At 56.2% G+C, this 16,452-nt stretch carries 16 protein-coding genes; 6 read left to right on the forward strand and 10 right to left on the reverse strand.

Annotated features, from left to right (window positions below; genetic code table 11):
- Nucleotides 1–43: 43 nt before the first annotated feature.
- Nucleotides 44–946 carry a lytic transglycosylase domain-containing protein gene (locus ASD8599_RS12900; protein WP_108828911.1) on the forward strand — a complete coding sequence of 301 codons (903 nt, stop codon included), beginning with the start codon at nucleotides 44–46 and terminating at the stop codon, nucleotides 944–946.
- Between the two features lie 48 nt (nucleotides 947–994).
- Here the strand turns inward: ASD8599_RS12900 and ASD8599_RS12905 are convergent, their stop codons facing one another.
- Nucleotides 995–2,686: an NAD(P)H-dependent oxidoreductase subunit E gene (locus tag ASD8599_RS12905; protein ID WP_108828912.1), complete on the reverse strand. Its 1,692-nt coding sequence runs from the start codon at nucleotides 2,684–2,686 to the stop codon at nucleotides 995–997.
- A 217-nt stretch (nucleotides 2,687–2,903) separates the two neighbouring features.
- On the opposite strand from ASD8599_RS12905, the gene ASD8599_RS12910 reads away from it, so the two are divergent.
- A complete protein-coding gene (locus tag ASD8599_RS12910) occupies nucleotides 2,904–4,106 on the forward strand; it encodes an alkane 1-monooxygenase (protein WP_108828913.1) in 1,203 nt (400 codons plus the stop codon).
- Nucleotides 4,093–4,428, forward strand: coding sequence for a hypothetical protein (locus tag ASD8599_RS12915; protein ID WP_306418882.1), 336 nt, complete (start codon nucleotides 4,093–4,095; stop codon nucleotides 4,426–4,428). The genes ASD8599_RS12910 and ASD8599_RS12915 overlap by 14 nt, the downstream gene beginning before the upstream one ends.
- 120 nt (nucleotides 4,429–4,548) lie before the next feature.
- Here the strand turns inward: ASD8599_RS12915 and xseA are convergent, their stop codons facing one another.
- The gene (gene xseA, locus ASD8599_RS12920; RefSeq protein WP_108828915.1) at nucleotides 4,549–6,093 is read right to left on the reverse strand and encodes an exodeoxyribonuclease VII large subunit; all 1,545 of its coding nucleotides are present in this window, start codon (nucleotides 6,091–6,093) and stop codon (nucleotides 4,549–4,551) included.
- A gap of 106 nt (nucleotides 6,094–6,199) precedes the next feature.
- Here xseA and purD point away from each other — a divergent pair, with 106 nt between their 5' ends.
- The gene (purD, locus tag ASD8599_RS12925; RefSeq protein WP_108828916.1) at nucleotides 6,200–7,465 is read left to right on the forward strand and encodes a phosphoribosylamine--glycine ligase; all 1,266 of its coding nucleotides are present in this window, start codon (nucleotides 6,200–6,202) and stop codon (nucleotides 7,463–7,465) included.
- Between the two features lie 160 nt (nucleotides 7,466–7,625).
- Here the strand turns inward: purD and ASD8599_RS12930 are convergent, their stop codons facing one another.
- A complete protein-coding gene (locus tag ASD8599_RS12930) occupies nucleotides 7,626–8,369 on the reverse strand; it encodes an FG-GAP repeat domain-containing protein (RefSeq protein WP_108828917.1) in 744 nt (247 codons plus the stop codon).
- On the reverse strand, nucleotides 8,369–8,692 hold the full coding sequence (locus ASD8599_RS12935) for a 2Fe-2S iron-sulfur cluster-binding protein (RefSeq protein ID WP_108830173.1): 324 nt from the start codon (nucleotides 8,690–8,692) through the stop codon (nucleotides 8,369–8,371). Before ASD8599_RS12935 ends, ASD8599_RS12930 begins: the two co-directional genes overlap by 1 nt.
- 122 nt (nucleotides 8,693–8,814) lie before the next feature.
- Here ASD8599_RS12935 and ASD8599_RS12940 point away from each other — a divergent pair, with 122 nt between their 5' ends.
- Nucleotides 8,815–9,216, forward strand: coding sequence for an OB-fold nucleic acid binding domain-containing protein (locus tag ASD8599_RS12940; RefSeq protein WP_108828918.1), 402 nt, complete (start codon nucleotides 8,815–8,817; stop codon nucleotides 9,214–9,216).
- A gap of 28 nt (nucleotides 9,217–9,244) precedes the next feature.
- The gene (locus tag ASD8599_RS12945; protein ID WP_245926034.1) at nucleotides 9,245–9,766 is read left to right on the forward strand and encodes a peptidoglycan-binding domain-containing protein; all 522 of its coding nucleotides are present in this window, start codon (nucleotides 9,245–9,247) and stop codon (nucleotides 9,764–9,766) included.
- Nucleotides 9,767–9,880: 114 nt separating this feature from the next.
- Here ASD8599_RS12945 and ASD8599_RS12950 read toward each other — a convergent pair whose 3' ends face one another.
- From ASD8599_RS12950 to rpiA, 6 genes are all read right to left on the reverse strand, one after another.
- Nucleotides 9,881–11,356, reverse strand: a complete 1,476-nt coding sequence (locus ASD8599_RS12950) for a DegQ family serine endoprotease (RefSeq protein WP_108828919.1) — start codon at nucleotides 11,354–11,356, stop codon at nucleotides 9,881–9,883.
- A 274-nt stretch (nucleotides 11,357–11,630) separates the two neighbouring features.
- On the reverse strand, nucleotides 11,631–11,834 hold the full coding sequence (locus tag ASD8599_RS12955; RefSeq protein ID WP_108828920.1) for a DUF2065 family protein: 204 nt from the start codon (nucleotides 11,832–11,834) through the stop codon (nucleotides 11,631–11,633).
- On the reverse strand, nucleotides 11,831–12,715 hold the full coding sequence (hflC, locus tag ASD8599_RS12960; protein WP_108828921.1) for a protease modulator HflC: 885 nt from the start codon (nucleotides 12,713–12,715) through the stop codon (nucleotides 11,831–11,833). Before hflC ends, ASD8599_RS12955 begins: the two co-directional genes overlap by 4 nt.
- On the reverse strand, nucleotides 12,715–13,935 hold the full coding sequence (gene hflK, locus ASD8599_RS12965) for an FtsH protease activity modulator HflK (RefSeq protein WP_181364482.1): 1,221 nt from the start codon (nucleotides 13,933–13,935) through the stop codon (nucleotides 12,715–12,717). The genes hflC and hflK overlap by 1 nt, the downstream gene beginning before the upstream one ends.
- Nucleotides 13,936–14,062: 127 nt before the next feature.
- Entirely contained in the window at nucleotides 14,063–15,424 is a 1,362-nt protein-coding gene (gene gor / locus ASD8599_RS12970; protein ID WP_108828922.1) for a glutathione-disulfide reductase, read from the reverse strand.
- Nucleotides 15,425–15,513: 89 nt separating this feature from the next.
- Nucleotides 15,514–16,302 carry a ribose-5-phosphate isomerase RpiA gene (rpiA, locus tag ASD8599_RS12975; RefSeq protein ID WP_108828923.1) on the reverse strand — a complete coding sequence of 263 codons (789 nt, stop codon included), beginning with the start codon at nucleotides 16,300–16,302 and terminating at the stop codon, nucleotides 15,514–15,516.
- Nucleotides 16,303–16,452: the final 150 nt, after the last annotated feature.

Genomic DNA, 16,452 nt, shown 5'->3' on the forward strand with positions numbered 1-16,452 from the left:
CCCCGATAATTGTATGACCATCACCTAATACGCGGGCGCAGACATGAAAAGACAAGACATGATTTTCGCCCTTTTGACGGGGTTTGTTTTATGGGGTTCACCATTGCACGCCCAAGAACATGGTACTATGTGTTCGTTGCGTGCAGCGGGACCGCAAGATTGTATCCGGCCCGCGTTTTTTGCCTTTGATACCTGCCAGCAGATTGAAAACACGGCACGCCGTTACGGGTTGGATGCGGGCTTTTTTGCACGGCTGCTTTGGCAGGAAAGCCGCTTTGATCCCAATGCGCTAAGTCCTGCGGGGGCACAAGGTATCGCGCAATTTATGCCCGGAACGGCCAAACAGCGCAATCTGCCAGACAGCTACAACCCAGCACAAGCCATTGAAAGGTCAGCGCAATATTTGGGTGTTCTGCAACGCACCTACGGCAACGCAGGTTTGGCGGCGGTGGCATACAATGGCGGAGAACGCCGCGCAGACGGGTTTACGCAAGACGGCAAAGGGCTGGCACGCGAGACCGTGAATTATGTGCAAATCATCACCGGACTTACCGCTGAGACATGGCGCGACACGCCGCCAAAAACGCATGACTTTCGGCTGAACGGGGCGCAACCGTTTCTGGCCGCATGTGTGAATATGGCCAAAAACCGGACATACACAAAATACAAGCAACCTGAGCCCGCTTTGAAGAAATGGGGTGCGCAGCTGGCTTTTGGCGCGACAAAAAGCGAAGCAAAACAGAACCTGCGCAGACTTACATCGCGGTGCAAAAGCTTGGTTGCACAAGAGAAAATCGATTACCTCACTATAAAATCACGCGCCGCACGCACAGGCAGCTACGTCATGGCCCGCGTCGGGCGCAGCAGTCAAAAAGCGGCAGCGCAGCTGTGCAAATCCGTCCGGGACAAAGGATGTATCTGCCGCGTGTACAGCAACAAAGGCTGAAACCAGCCTTTGTCTGCACCAACGACCCCGCTTAGCGACAGCCGCGCCTTAGATTTCGTCGCCGAAGTGTTGCATCGTCAATTTGATCGGATTGGGTGCCGCTTGGCCCAACCCGCAGATCGATGCGTCGCTCATGGCGGTGCACAGCTCAGTCAGCAACCCTTGGTCCCATGTATCGGCTTGCATCAATTTGACAGCCTTTTCACACCCAACACGGCAGGGCGTACATTGGCCACAGCTTTCGTCTTCGAAGAACCGCAGCATGTTAAGGGCTGCATCGCGGGCTTTGTCTGCATCTGACAGAACGACAACCGCAGCAGAGCCGATGAAAGTGCCGTGGGGCTGCAACGTATCAAAATCCAGTGGAATGTCATTCATAGACGCAGGCAACAGCCCTGAAGACGGGCCGCCCGGTTGGTAGGCTTTGAAACTATGCCCCTCTGCCATCCCGCCTGCCGCGTCAATGATGTCAGTGATGGTGGAACCGGCTGGCAACAAGAACACCCCGGGATTGGCCACGCGGCCGGACACAGAATAGCTGCGCAAACCTTTGCGGCCATTGTGTTCGGTTGCGTTTAGGCATTCGGGGCCTTCACGACAGATCCGAGCGATCCAATGCAGGGTCTCGACGTTGTGCACGAGGGTCGGTTGGCCGAACACACCAACCTGCGCCACAAACGGCGGGCGGTGACGGGGCATGCCGCGTTTGCCTTCGATGCTTTCGATCATCGCGGATTCTTCGCCACAGATGTAGGCTCCTGCGCCACGTCGCAGGTCGATATATCCCGGTTCTACAACACCTGCGTCTTCCAAGGCTTTGATTTCACGCGCAAGAATTTCCAGAACTGCCGGGTATTCGTCACGCATATAGATGAATGCCGTGTCTGCTTCGACAGCCCACGCTGCGATCAGCATACCTTCGAGAAACAGATGCGGGGTGCGTTCAAGATAGTACCGGTCTTTGAAGGTGCCTGGTTCGCCTTCGTCCCCGTTCACGGCCAGATACCTTGGCCCTGCGTTCGCACGCACAAAGCCCCATTTCGTGCCAGAGGGAAAACCTGCCCCCCCAAGGCCGCGCAAACCGCTTTCTTTGATTTTGGCCTGAACGTCTTCCCAATCGCCGGAATTGCGCAGTTCGGTCAAGGCGCTGTACCCGCCATCAGCCACGTAATCGGCATATGTTTGGTAATCTGGCACATGGGCATGTGTATCGCCTGCTGCGATGGCTGCTTCGACCTTTTCCACAGTCGCATGATCGACGTGATTGTGTCCCAGTTCCAACACAGGTGCAGTGTCACACCGTCCCATGCAAGGGGCGCGCAACACGCGCACTTCTTCGGGGTTCAAACCGTCTTCAAGGGCGGCTTTCAACGCCTGTGCCCCTGCCAGTTCGCAAGACAGGGAATCGCACACGCGAATGGTCAGTGCAGGGGGCGGTGTGTCGTCTTCTTTGACAACATCAAAATGGGCATAGAATGTCGCGACTTCGTAGACCTCGGCCATGGACATGCGCATTTCTTCGGCCAACGCACGCAGGTGCGCCGCGCTGAGATGACCAAAGGCGTCCTGAATTTTATGCAGGTGTTCAATCAGAAGGTCGCGCCGACGCGGCGCATCCCCCAAAAGATCTTGCACCTGTGACCACGCCAGATCATCCAGCTGACGGCCTTTTGTGTGGCGACGGCCCTTGCCTTTGCCTGATTTCCAAACACCGGATTTGTCGTTGTTGTCTAGGGCCATGGGTGCCGTCCTTCGCATCACTGTTTGGCACAATCTATCAGTGCCACGCAGACTGCATGACCCCAAAAACGACAGATCAAAGTGGATTTCAGAACATCACAGGGCACAAGCGCCGCAAGGATTTCCCATAGGCGTCACCAAATCGGCGAAATTCCCATTTACGCTGCGTTGAGACGGACATGTGATAATCTCAATCACCAAAGGAGCGATTCTACCGATGTCACGCTTTGCCATAGCCAGCACAACGCCTGTGTTGTGTATTCTGTTGGCCTGCTTTTACGGCGGCCTGTGGACAGGTGTGGCAGTTGCATCAATCACTCTGGTCGTGTTTTTTCTGGACAAATTGACCCCAGAGGACTGGCAAGCACCACTTGAAAGCGATGGCCATGCGTTGTCCGTGACACTGGGGCTGGTTCATTTTGTGTTGATGGGCTGTGTCATTTGGGCCGTAAGCCGCGGCAACCACCTGACAGCGCTGGAAAAAAACCTGATTGTGGCGGCCGCCAGCCTGTGGTTCGGGCAAGTGTCCAATTCCAATGCACATGAATTGATCCATCGCACATCGCGTTGGCCCCGCAGGTTGGGTGTGGCGCTTTACAGCTCATTGTTGTTTGGACATCACGCCAGTGCGCATCCACGTGTGCATCACGTTCATGCCTCAACAGACAAAGACCCCAATTCATCGCGGCTGAACGAATGGTTTTATGCCTTTGCCTGGCGCGCATGGACACAAAGCTATGCCGCGGGGCTTAAGGCAGAAAACATGGCACGGGCGCGGGCCAGCCGGGATACGCCCATGTGGCGGCATCCTTATGTGTTATATTGCATGTTATCTTTGGGCACGATGGCTGCGGCCTTTGCGATTGGCGGTGTTATCGGCGTCGTCACTTTGATCGGGCTTGCCCTGTATTCGGTGGGACAATTGCTGCTGTCTGATTACGTGCAACACTACGGATTGCGGCGCAAAACCCTTGCAGACGGCAAATACGAACCCATCGGGCCTGCGCATGCTTGGAATGCACCACATTGGTATTCAAGCGCTATGATGTTGAACGCGCCGCGCCATTCGGAACACCATTTGCACCCCGGCCGTGCGTTTCCGCAGTTGGATCTGGACAGTGACACGATGCCAATGCTGCCCCATGCGTTGCCTGTCATGGCGGTTATCGCATTGTTTCCACCGATTTGGATGCGGGTTATGAACGCAAGGGTCGCGGAATGGGACCGTAAAACGGCCCCCCGTCCTGCGCGACAAATCGCGCCCCAAGGGGCTGCCTTGTCGCGCAAGGGTGGTCTTATCGCAGCTCGCGTGCCAAGCTTGTATGATGATACAGACCAGCAGCCTGATGGCCCTCGCCCTGAGCCTCACGACGATCACCTCGACGGTTCCCGCGCAAGCCGAACCGATGAGCGGGGCTGAATTCGACGCTTACACAAAAGGCAAAACCTTGTATTTTGGCCGTGGCGGCGAAGCCTATGGGGCCGAAGTGTATCTGGACAACAAGCGCGTGCGATGGTCATTTCTGGATGGCGACTGCAAAGACGGGCGCTGGTACGAGGATGGCCCCGGCAATATTTGTTTTGTCTACGAGGACCGCCCAGACCCACAATGCTGGAGCTTTGAAATCGGCGGGTCCGGTTTGATCGCGAAATTCAAGACCAACCCCGAATCCCTTGATCTATACGAGGCGCAGGACGTCAACGAAGACATGATCTGCCTTGGGCCAAAAGTTGGCGTTTAAACGGAAGCTGGCAGATGCCTCGGTGCGGCAAGCCGCACCTTACAAGCCGGTTTGTTTAATCTTCGGTATCTCGTGCCAAATTTCCGCCTAGTCGGCGGACGCGAATGTTCAACAACAGTGTCAAAACAGCGACCCTTGCTCTGGCGGCTTGGCTGCCGCCTTACGTGGCTTGGTCGTGCCAGCCCCCACAGAGATAACCCCATCGGCAAATTCGATCTCCAGCGACTGCGCGGCTTTCGCGTCCTTTTTGGTGGTCACAACACCCCCATCGCTGCGCACAATCGCAAACCCCCGCGCCAGTGTGGCTTTATATCCCAAAGTCATACGCAACCGGTCCATCGCCTCAACTTTGCGGGACAGGTCTGTGTGACGTCGCGATCCTGCGTCAGTAATACGCGCCACAACCTGTTTCAGGTCTTGCTGGCGTTGCTGCAGGTCATGCCCCAAACGCGCCACATCAAAACGCGCCGTGCGGGACACGTAACGTTCTGTTGTTACATGAATATTTCGCTGCAAAGCCGGGGCCAAACGCGCCGCCAACCCATCCAAACGCCGTTGCCCGTCCACGATCATGCGCCGCAACGTCGAGGGTCGCAAACCGCCGCTGGTTTGAGACAAAGCAACCGCACGCCTTTGAACCCCCGCCATCAAAGCGGGCCCCAACCGGTCCCCGATCAAGTCCAGACGCTGACGCGGCGTTTCCACCAAGGCGGTCGGGCGCGGCAAGGCCCGCGCGACATCGCGCAATCGTTGTGCGCGACGCGTCAGCCCACCCGACAGGGCCGTTGTCATCCGCGCCTCTGCCTGATCCACCCAAGCGGCCAGTTCATGGCGGACCGGCACGGCCAATTCTGCCGCTGCCGTTGGCGTTGGCGCACGCCTGTCCGATACGAAGTCAATTAAAGTCGTGTCCGTTTCATGGCCCACCGCGGAAATCAGCGGAATGTCCGATGCGGCGGCGGCCCGTGCCACGATCTCTTCGTTGAACCCCCACAGGTCTTCGACAGACCCGCCCCCGCGCGCCACAATCAGCAAATCGGGGCGCGGCATAGACCCACCGGGGCGCAAAGCGTTGAACCCTGCGATTGCGCGCGCCACTTCGGGCGCGCAGGCCGCGCCCTGCACAGCCACAGGCCAGATCAGAACTTTGCGTGGAAAGCGATCCCGCAAACGGTGCAAAATATCACGAATGACCGCCCCTTGCAGAGACGTCACGACCCCGATCACGTCCGGCAGATAAGGCAAAGGTTGTTTTAGGGTGTCATCGAACAACCCTTCGCTGGCCAGCTGTTTCTTGCGCTTTTCCAAAAGCGCCATCAACGCCCCCTCACCCGCGACTGCGATGCGTTGTGCGTTCAAAGCAAATTTAGACTGAAACCCGGACGCGGTCATTTTGCCTTCGGCAACAACTTCCATCCCTTCTTCGGGCACCATGCCAAGGGCCGAAACTTGCCCCTTCCAGGTCATACACGACAGCACCGACCGGTCGTCTTTGAGATCGAAATACATATGTCCCGACCGTGCGATCACAACCCGCCCCACTTCGCCTTTGATGCGCACCCAGCCCAGTTCAGTTTCGATCAGCTTCTTGACCGACCCTGCCACTTCCGAGACGGTAAATTCAGGCGTGTTGCTGCCCGGTTCGGGGCTGTCGATCAGGTCCATATGTCTCGCCTTTACCTCACTGTCCGCGCAGCTTAAAACGGCCCGCAACAAAGGCCAAGCCACAATGCTTTGCCACCACCATCAACGCATCCGCAGGAGCGCCATTATGAACATTCTTATCCTTGGCAGCGGCGGACGCGAACACAGTCTGGCCTGGGCTGTGATGCAGAACCCGAAATGCGACAAGCTGATCGTAGCCCCCGGCAATGCCGGCATAGAAGCCATCGCGGAATGTGCGTCATTTGACATTGAGGACGCGGGTGTCGTCAGCCGGTTTTGCGAAGCTCAAGCTATTGATTTTGTAATCATTGGCCCGGAGGCGCCATTGGCGGCTGGTGTTGCCGATCGCTTGCGGGCAGATGGATATCTGGTTTTCGGACCAAGCCAAGCGGCCGCAGAACTGGAAGCGTCCAAAGCCTTCACCAAGGCAATTTGCGATGCGGCAGGTGCCCCGACCGCCGCCTATGGTCATTTTACGGATGCCACAGCTGCGAAAGCCTATGTGCAAGCGCAAGGCGCCCCGATTGTCGTGAAAGCCGACGGTTTGGCTGCCGGCAAAGGCGTGATCATCGCAGAAACCGTAGCGCAGGCGGAAGCCGCCATCGATGACATGTTTGACGGATCCTTTGGTGCGGCAGGCGCAGAAGTCGTGATCGAGGAGTTTATGGACGGCGAAGAAGCGTCCTATTTCATCTTATGTGACGGCGAAACTGTCTTGCCGATTGGCACTGCACAGGATCACAAGCGTGTGGGCGACGGCGACACCGGCCCCAACACAGGTGGCATGGGCGCTTATTCCCCTGCCCCGGTTCTAACAGATGCCATTGCTGAAAAAGCTTTGGCTGAAATTATACGCCCCACCATGGCGGAAATGGCCAAGCGCGGCACGCCCTATCAGGGCGTGCTTTATGCAGGCCTTATGATCAAAGACGGCCACCCCCGTTTGGTTGAATACAATGTGCGTTTCGGCGATCCGGAATGTCAGGTTTTGATGATGCGTCTTGGCGCACAGGTGTTTGATCTGATGCACGCCGCCGCTGAATCCCGTTTGTCAGAGGCGCACGTCAATTGGGCGGACGATCACGCAGTTACAGTGGTTTTGGCTGCCTCGGGTTATCCCGGCGCTTACGAAAAAGGCTCTGTCATTGGCGGATTGGATGCCTTGCCCGAAGACAGCATGAACATGGTCTTTCACGCGGGCACAGCCAAGAAAGATGGAATGATTGTTGCCGCAGGCGGCCGCGTTCTGAACGTCACGGCACGCGGCGCGTCCTTGGCCGAAGCGCAGGCACGCGCCTACGCTATGGTTGACCAGATAGATTGGTCCGAGGGCTTCTGTCGCCGTGATATTGGTTGGCGTGCTTTGGGCTAGCAGCGCTTGGATGGTCTTCGGTTAACCGCATCGTTTTGAGGGCTTCGCCCATCAGAACCATTTTGAGGGCCTCGCCCATCAGGACCGTTTTGAGGGCTTCGCCCTCGGGCCCTTGGCCCTCACCCAGGATATTTTTGGCGAAAAGAAAACAAGGCGAAGGCTACAACTGACAAGCCATAGCTTTGGCAAAACTGTCGCGGGATGTATCGCGGCCTAACGTTTTGACCTCGAACCTTTCTTGCTGAAACGTAATCGCAACAAGCTGTGTCCAATTGGCATTCGCCAACACCATCTCGGGCGCACCGTTGCAATGCCTTATTCCCCCCGCGATGTCACGTTCACCGATCTTGTGGTTGGTGTAACCGGGCAGCTCTGCAATTTGCGTCAGCGTTGCATTCTCAAAACGCCAGATGCGCAGGGTTTTGGCAAGATGCGGACGATCTACAAAGGCCACGTCTTGTGTGCCATCGCCATCAAGGTCTGCCGCCCCAAGTGGCGCCAACCAGCGATTGCGCGTGCCGATGTTGGGTGTTGCTGCAACCTCACCCTCAGCGTCATAGATGGCCAGCTTGGCCCCTAGCCGGGCGTTGCTTTGCACGGTGATCACTTCGACAGCCCCGTCACCGTCCAGATCGGCAAGACGCGGCCGGGTGTCTTCAAACACATCGCTTTGCGGCAGGGTTATGGTGACCTTGCGCCCGTCCTGGAGCGTTAGACGCAAGCTGCCATGTTCAATTGCATCCCCCAACACACCATGCGTGTAGCGCGTGGTGGGGTCTGTGTATTCAGCGGACTGAATTGTGTCGGACGCTGCCAAGGCTGGCCAAAGGCACAGGGTCAGCACCGCGTGGCGGGCGCAGGTTTGCTTTAGACGAAACAGCAGACGCCGCGCCCCCTTTAGCATCAGATTTGTTTTTCGGGCATCCGCACGACCAAGCCGTCCAATGCATCCGTGACCTTCAGCTGGCACGTGAGCCGCGATGTCGTATCATTTGGTTCATAGGCAAAATCGAGCATGTCGGTTTCCATGTCGTCTTTGCCGGGCAGTTTTTCCACCCATGCCTGATCCACGTAGACATGGCATGTTGAACATGCACATGCACCGCCGCAATCGGCCTCGATGCCTGGAATGTTGTTGTCACGTGCGCCTTCCATGACAGTCATGCCATTTGCAACGTCCACAACATGTTCGGTGCCGCTGTGCTCAATATAAGTGATTTTGGCCATTTCTGCCCCCTTGAAAAACTGTTCCAAGACTGTCTAACGGTGGGTTTTAAGACACGCCACCCCTTTTGCGACACATCAATATTGGTTCTTGCCGCTCAGGGCATTTGTTCTATATTTGTTCCATGCGAGTCGTTTCCCCTCAGTTCCGCCAATTCCCGCATTTCTGGCCCCGCCCGCCGTCTTGCTTGACCACTCAGCAATTACACTTACCCCCTGAAGGTGCGCGTGTGGCCGTCGCCGGTCTCGTCATTTTACGTCAGCGCCCCGGCACAGCAAAAGGCGTGATCTTTGTCACGTTGGAAGACGAAACCGGCGTGGTCAATGTCATCGTTTGGCGCAATAAATACGAACAGTTTCGCCGTGCTGTTATTGCAGGGCGCATGTTGCGGGTGACGGGCCGTTTGCAACGTGCCCACAGCGTGACCCACATTCTGGCAGAGCACATTGAAGATATCTCATTTATGCTGGACCAGCTGGTGCATGTTTCGCCCTCTATGCAGCGGCCTGAAAACGACCTAGTCTAAATGAAACAAAAGCAAACAGGCCAATCCGATGTTCCCTGCCCCCCGTTTCCTGATAGGCATGTGTCTTGTTCTTGGTGCATGCACCCCTCCAGGGGCTTCAACAGGTGGCAAGTTAAGCAAGTTCCAGATCGTCCAAACAGCCCCAGTAGATGCCGCAGCAGGCACATGCTGGGGCAACCGTGTCAGTCCCGCAGTCATCGAAACAGTAGACCGCGAGATTCTGGTGCAGCCCGCGCAAGTGTCCTCTGACGGGCGCATCCAACAGCCCGCCATCTACCGCAAAGAGAGCCGCCAGGAGATCGTGCAAGAACGCCGCGAAGTGTGGACGCAAATCGTCTGCGTGACAGCCTTCACCGATGATTTTGTTGCCAGCTTGCAGCGGGCGTTGGCAGCCCGCGGGTTTTACAAAGGCCCTGCAAGCGGTCTAATGGACAACCGCACACGCACAGCCATCCGCAAGTTACAATCCGAAGACGGCTTTGAAGAAGCCGTTTTGACGCTGGCCACAGCGCGAAAACTGGGCCTTATTGCTGTGGAACGCACACAATAGCGGTGCGGCAAGCCACACCTCACACACTTGAAAATGAAGAGGCAGCCACTGCAAAGCCGTATGAAAAAGGCGCCCCAAGGGGCGCCTTACACTTTAAGAACTGGCGGCTTGGCCTTATTCCCCCAAGCCCAATGCCACAAATCGGGGATCACCGGCACGGCGTACCAGAAGCAGCAGTGATTTACGCCCTGCTTCTTTTACTTCCGCCAACCGCGTTTCCAAATCTGCAATAGAGCTGACCTTTTGTTGCCCTGCCTCGGTGATAATGTCGCCAGCGCGCAGACCCTTTTCATAAGCCTCTGCCGCTTCATCTACCTCTGTCACAGCCAGCCCTTGCATATCGCCATCAACACCAAGTTGCTCACGCAGTTCGTCCGTCAACGGGCTTAGGGTCAGGCCAAGCATGGATTTTGTCGCCGGTTCCTTGTCTTCACTCTCTGGCGCATCTGCCGCCACAGGTGTGGCCCGTTCCGCTTCTTCACGACGGCCCAAAGTAACTTTCAACGTTACTGTTTTGCCATCACGGAAAACCAAGACACGCACCGTTTCACCCACCGGGCTGTTGGCCACCTGACGCACAAGACTGCGCGTGTCTTTGACATCCACACCGGCGAAGTTCAGGATAACATCACCGTCTTCCATGCCTGCATCTTTGGACGGGCCATCCTGAACAGATGTCACCATTGCCCCCGTTGCGGTTTCCATGCCGATTGATTCAGCAATGTCTGGCGTGACATCCTGAATGCGCACCCCCAACCAACCGCGGCGGGTTTCACCAAATTCCTGCAATTGATCGACAACCCGCGTGACCACGTTCGATGCCATGGAAAAACCGATACCGATGGAGCCGCCATTCGGGGACAGGATCGCCGTATTCACGCCGATGACTTCACCGTTCATGTTGAACAACGGACCACCCGAATTCCCGCGGTTGATCGCGGCATCGGTTTGAATGTAGTCGTCGAAGCTGCCTGACAGCGCACGATTGCGTGCGGATACGATGCCCGCAGACACGGAAAAGCCTTGTCCCAGCGGGTTACCCATCGCGATGACCCAATCGCCCACCCGGGACAGGTCGCTGTCTCCAAATGGCACGAAAGGCAACGGCGCGTCGGCTTCGACTTTCAACAATGCGATGTCTGTGTTGGGGTCTGTCCCCACCAGTTTCGCAGGCAGTTCTTCACCCGAAAAAAATTCAATCAGGATCTCGTCAGCGCCCTCGATGACGTGGTTGTTGGTGACGATGTAACCATCTTCGGAAATGACAAAGCCGGACCCAAGTGCCGACGACCGGCGGGGACGGTCGCCCTGACCATTGCGATCGTTGAAATCTCGGAAAAAATCCTCGAAGGGTGACCCTTCAGGCACAATGCCCTGTGGGCCTGTTCGCCCCGCCACAACGGTAGACGTTGTGATATTGACCACCGATGGGCTGATTTTCTCGGCCAGAGGTGCAAGGCTTTCTGGGCGCGCTTGCGCAACAACGGCTTGCACAATGACAAAGGCCAATGCCAAAACGCCAAGCCACAAGGCCCGCATGTAATGAATGGATGGAAGTTTCTTCGACTGGGCTACCGCTTTGGGCTGCATTCGTCGTCTCCTGTAGATAATCTGGGCCATTTTGGCCGTTTCGCACGATGATGCGTTTGCACGCTTATCCTGAATGTAGGGTGGCGCAACTGCAACATCAAAGATGAAACGCAATTAATCCTTTTCAAGAACACGTTACCAAAGTGTGAACGCACCGTGCGTGAGGCCAGCCCGCGCAACTGCGAGGTCTTTCGGAAAGATAGATGGTGCCCCCTCCGGCGCCCCCCTTTTTCCAGTCACACAACCATAGTGCCCAAGCCCGTGGCAGGTTTTTTTAACACGATATGCCCATCTGAAACGCCGCCCATACAAGTATCACACCAGACACCATGGCAAGGCCGCCCATTTGACGCCGCGCCGACATGGGCAGGCTTCGCAGCATTTCAAGCACACGCTCAATAAGCGAAGGGGCCAGCGCGTACGCCAGCCCCTCAACAATCAGCACCAGCCCGAGGGCCAGAAGAACCACCCCGATCATTCGGAGGCGCGGCCCGTGTCGCTTTGCAAGTAGTTGAAAAACTCGCTGTCAGGGGACATGACCATAGTGGAATTGGCCCCTTTCAGAGAATTTTCATAAGCCGTCAAAGACCGGTAGAATTCAAAGAACTCAGCGTCTTGGCCATAGGCTTCTGCAAAAATTCTGTTCCGTTCGGCATCGGCCTCACCTTCGATGATGCGGGCATCACGACGGGCTTCGGACAGAATTTCTTCGTAGGTCCGGTCCGCTTGGGCCGTCACACGCTGCGCCGCTTCACGTCCACGGGCACGTTCGTCCGTGGCTTCGCGATCCCGTTCCGCGATCATCCGCTGCAACGTCGCGTCGAAGTTCTGCAAAGGAAGGTTTGTTTGACGCAAGCGCACATCCACAATGCTCAGACCCAAAGCGGATGCACGGCTGTTGGCCTGATCTCGGATCAAGTTCATCAAGGCAGAGCGCTCAGGAGACAGGATTGTATTGGATGTCACGCCACGCGAACCCAATACGGTCCGGATCTGCGAATTCAAAATACCCTGCAACTGAACGGCGGCTTCGCGTTCACCACCCGCACCCAAAGCTTGGCGGAACTGGCGAATGTTGGCGATGCGGTACAAAACAAACGCGTCAACTTCCAAACGGCGTTCATCGGCAGGCGTGACTTCGATTAAATCCGTTTCTACGGACAAAATTCGGTCTTCGTAGCGTACAACTTCGTCCAGAAGCGGTACTTTAAAGCCCAAACCGGGTTCGGTGATTTCCTGTTTGATTTGACCAAAACGCAAAACCAGAACTTTTTCGCGTTCATCCACGATGAACAGGGAAGACAAGACACCGACAGCAATCAGCACGACAATCGGTAGCAAAAATGTAGTGTTGCGCATCAGTTCGACCCTCCACGACGTAGTTCATTCAATGGCAGGTATGGCACAACCCCGCTGCCACCGCCGCCACCTGTGTCTTCAAGAATAATCTTGTCCACATCGCCAAGGACTTTTTCCATGGTTTCAAGGTACAAGCGTTTGCGTGTGACCTCGGGGGCGGCTTTGTATTCCTGCAATACAGCGACAAAACGGCTTGCTTCACCCACAGCGTCGTTGACGACACGGGCGCGGTAGCCTTCAGCGGCTTCCAAAAGCTGCGCGGATTCACCACGCGCTTCGGCGGTGCGCCGGTTTGCATAAGCATCCGCCTGACGTTCCAGACGGTCGCGTTCCTGTTCCGCGGCCTGAACATCCCGGAACGCGTCCACAACGGACACCACGGATGTGTTGCCTGCCACGTCCTGAACCTGAACCGATTGCTCTGGCGGGTCGACTTTTTTGACGTTCACACGCAGCACGTTGATGCCTGTCTTGCGGTTATCAAGGGTCGTTTGGATCAAAACCTGAACGTTTTGTTCCACCTGACCACGATCACGCGACAGGATTGGCGCCAGTTCGGATTGGGCAATCACTTCGCGCATTGCGGCCTCGGCAATCGCGACGACCGACGATTCCGGATCGCGCAACGAGAATTTGAAATCTTTAGCGTTCTTGACGTTCCAAACAACTTCAAAGTCGATGTCGACGATGTTTTCATCCGTTGTCAGCATCAAGCCCTGATTGCCGCCCACGCCGATGGTTTCGGTGCGGTTGGTGGTCACATTGAACACTTCCGCTTTGACCAGTGGCCAAGGCGCAAAGTTCAGACCCTCTGTGCCGATGGCGGAAAATTCACCCAGAAACAGTTCGATCGACTGCTGTTCTGGACGCACAGTATAGAAGCTGGACAGCCCCCAAAGAACGACGGCTGCCACAGCGCCAAGGCCAATCGTGCCGCGTGTCAGAGCAGGACCACCGCCGCCACCTGCACCGCGACCGCCACCTGAATTGCCACCGCCACGGCCGCCCATCAGGACGCGCAACTGTTCTTGGCCTTTTTTCATCAGCTCATCAATTTCAGGGATTTGCGGCCCCTCGCCTTCGGGCCCACGGCCCCCGTTGTTGCCACCGCCATTGTTGCCGCCGTTGTTACGACCACCACCATTGTTGCCGCGATTGCCGCCAGAGTTGCCCCCTGAATTGCCGCCGCCGCCCCAAGGACCGCCTGAATTGCCAGCCATATGTTGTTCTTCCCTCATACTTTGCCGAGATTGCGTACGATATACACGCTGGCCCCGACGTCCAGTGAATTGCTACGTAGTACCTGTGCTTTCATGCCAAGAAATCAAGCCGCCCGCCCCTTGGTTTTCATCCCACAACCCGTGTCGGGGTCTTCATCGTCACAATTTCTTCCGACATTGTCGGGTGAACAGCCACTGTACGGTCAAAATCCTCTTTTGTGGCGCCCATTTTGACGGCGATCCCCGCCAGTTGGATCATTTCACCAGCCGCCGGTGCGACGATGTGACAACCCAAGACCTTACGCGTGGCCTGAGACACCACCAGTTTCATCAACACGCGGTCCGGTTGTCCGGCAAAGGACGATTGCATCGGCTTGAATGTCGTTGAATAGATTTCAACACGTTCCAGGGCTGCGGCCTCTTCTTCGCCCATGCCAACTGTGCCCATTTCGGGCTGCGTAAAGATGGCTGACGGAATCAAATCATGGTCAACGGGGGTCGGATTGCTTTTGAAGACTGTTTCGACAAATGCCATGCCTTCGCGGATCGCAACCGGCGTCAGGTTGACGCGGTTGGTGACGTCACCGATGGCGTAGATCGACGGCACTGCCGTTTGTGAATAGGGCGTCACCTCAACGGCACCGCCTTTGTCCAAAGCAACGCCCAGCGCTTCTAGGCCCAGACCATCCGTGTTGGGTGCGCGGCCCGTCGCAAACAGCACTTGGTCAAACAAAGCCTCGTCACCATTGGTCGATTTGACCCAAATGCCGCCCTCGCGCTTTTCCATTTCCGCGACATTGGTGTTCACTTGCAGATCAATGCCTTTTTCGATCATCTGCTCGGCAACCAACCCACGGGCTTCATCGTCAAAACCGCGCAAAATCTGATCCCCACGATAGAATTGGGTCACTTTTGTGCCCAACCCATTCAACACCCCTGCAAATTCGGATGCGATGTATCCACCGCCGACAATCAGGATCGACTTGGGCAATTCGGGAAGATCGAACAAATCGTCAGACACGATACCAAGGTCCGCACCCGGCATATCGGGACGTGTTGGGCGCCCACCTACTGCGACCAGAATGTGTTTGGCAGTTTTTTCGGTTCCATCGGCCAGTACAACAGTATGCGCGTCTTTGACTGTGGCGCGTTGATCAAACGTTTCCACGCCGGAATTGGCCAGCAAACGGCGGTAGATGCCTTCCAGACGGTCCAGTTCCGCGTGCAGTTTGACCTTGAATCGGTCCCAGTTGAAATCGCCCAAAGTGACATCCCAACCATAAGCGCCTGCTTCCGCTTCGATCCCGGCATAGCCGGACGCGAACACCATGAGCTTTTTGGGCACACAGCCGCGAATAACACAGGTGCCGCCATACCTGCTTTCTTCCGCCAATCCGACTTTTGCGCCATTTTCTCCGGCCGCCACACGGGCCGCACGCACGCCCCCTGATCCGCCACCAATGACGAAAAGATCAAAATCAAAGTTCATGTTCAGGGTCCTACTTCTAGATAAATTCAAGCTGACGGAAGGCGTTTAGGTGCATCCGGCGTGCCAGCAAAACGATTGCGTTCCATAAATCAGTCCGCCAAATCGGAAAACAGATTGTCGCTTTCTACAAAGTCGAGCCGATCCGTTTCCACAGTACCTTCATTGATGTCGCGCACTTCCACGCGTCCGTCACCATAGCCGATGACAACGGCGTCACAGATATCGATAAACAATCCGTTTTCAACCACCCCCGGCATCTGGTTGATCACCATAGAGAGCTGACGGGCGTTGCCAATGCGGTTCAGATGCAGGTCCAGAATGTGGTTGCCTTCGTCGGTGATAAAGGGCCTGTCGCCGTTCATTCGCAGGGTCGCTTGTCGGCCCAAAACATCCATGGAAATAAGAGTTTCTTCGATCAGGGCCTGCGTGGTCTGCCAGCCGAACGGGATGACCTCTATGGGCAGGGGAAACGCCCCCAAAGTTTCGACTTCTTTTCCGACGTCGGCGATCACGACCATTTGATCGGATGCCGTGGCTACGATCTTCTCTTGCAGCAACGCACCGCCGCCGCCCTTGATCAAATTCAGGTCGCCATCAAATTCATCCGCACCATCAATGGTCAGGTCCAGCCATTTGGCTTCATCCAACGAAATAACCTCGATACCAACTTCACGGGCCAATTGGGCGGTACGGGTAGAGGTGGGTACGCCTTTGATCTTGAGGCCATCGTTTTTGACCTGATCGCCCAGACAACGCACCAGCCAGGCCGCTGTTGATCCGGTTCCAAGCCCCACCCGCATACCATCTTCAACATAGTCGGCCGCGCGTTTGGCAGCGACAAATTTGGCCTTGTCGATGGGCGATAGTTCTCCGGACATGTGCCGACTCCCCTGAGTGTATTTGAAAACCTTATAGAAAACCGCGCCCCTGCTGGCGAGGGTAAAGACCACCCTGCGCGTCACAGCCTTTGCGCGACGAGATGCGTCTTTCTAATCCCAAATACTCAAACGAACCCTAACACGCGCTGC

Source organism: Ascidiaceihabitans donghaensis, assembly GCF_900302465.1.
Taxonomy (GTDB): Bacteria; Pseudomonadota; Alphaproteobacteria; order Rhodobacterales; family Rhodobacteraceae; genus Ascidiaceihabitans; species Ascidiaceihabitans donghaensis.

What these genes read in the sequence shown, in the direction of transcription:
- ASD8599_RS12900 (WP_108828911.1), top strand. Translation starts at nt 44, where the DNA reads ATGAAAAGACAAGACATGATTTTCGCCCTTTTGACGGGGTTTGTTTTA.
- ASD8599_RS12905 (WP_108828912.1), bottom strand. Translation starts at nt 2,686, where the DNA reads ATGGCCCTAGACAACAACGACAAATCCGGTGTTTGGAAATCAGGCAAA.
- ASD8599_RS12910 (WP_108828913.1), top strand. Translation starts at nt 2,904, where the DNA reads ATGTCACGCTTTGCCATAGCCAGCACAACGCCTGTGTTGTGTATTCTG.
- ASD8599_RS12915 (WP_306418882.1), top strand. Translation starts at nt 4,093, where the DNA reads ATGAGCGGGGCTGAATTCGACGCTTACACAAAAGGCAAAACCTTGTAT.
- xseA (WP_108828915.1), bottom strand. Translation starts at nt 6,093, where the DNA reads ATGGACCTGATCGACAGCCCCGAACCGGGCAGCAACACGCCTGAATTT.
- purD (WP_108828916.1), top strand. Translation starts at nt 6,200, where the DNA reads ATGAACATTCTTATCCTTGGCAGCGGCGGACGCGAACACAGTCTGGCC.
- ASD8599_RS12930 (WP_108828917.1), bottom strand. Translation starts at nt 8,369, where the DNA reads ATGCTAAAGGGGGCGCGGCGTCTGCTGTTTCGTCTAAAGCAAACCTGC.
- ASD8599_RS12935 (WP_108830173.1), bottom strand. Translation starts at nt 8,692, where the DNA reads ATGGCCAAAATCACTTATATTGAGCACAGCGGCACCGAACATGTTGTG.
- ASD8599_RS12940 (WP_108828918.1), top strand. Translation starts at nt 8,815, where the DNA reads ATGCGAGTCGTTTCCCCTCAGTTCCGCCAATTCCCGCATTTCTGGCCC.
- ASD8599_RS12945 (WP_245926034.1), top strand. Translation starts at nt 9,245, where the DNA reads ATGTTCCCTGCCCCCCGTTTCCTGATAGGCATGTGTCTTGTTCTTGGT.
- ASD8599_RS12950 (WP_108828919.1), bottom strand. Translation starts at nt 11,356, where the DNA reads ATGCAGCCCAAAGCGGTAGCCCAGTCGAAGAAACTTCCATCCATTCAT.
- ASD8599_RS12955 (WP_108828920.1), bottom strand. Translation starts at nt 11,834, where the DNA reads ATGATCGGGGTGGTTCTTCTGGCCCTCGGGCTGGTGCTGATTGTTGAG.
- hflC (WP_108828921.1), bottom strand. Translation starts at nt 12,715, where the DNA reads ATGCGCAACACTACATTTTTGCTACCGATTGTCGTGCTGATTGCTGTC.
- hflK (WP_181364482.1), bottom strand. Translation starts at nt 13,935, where the DNA reads ATGGCTGGCAATTCAGGCGGTCCTTGGGGCGGCGGCGGCAATTCAGGG.
- gor (WP_108828922.1), bottom strand. Translation starts at nt 15,424, where the DNA reads ATGAACTTTGATTTTGATCTTTTCGTCATTGGTGGCGGATCAGGGGGC.
- rpiA (WP_108828923.1), bottom strand. Translation starts at nt 16,302, where the DNA reads ATGTCCGGAGAACTATCGCCCATCGACAAGGCCAAATTTGTCGCTGCC.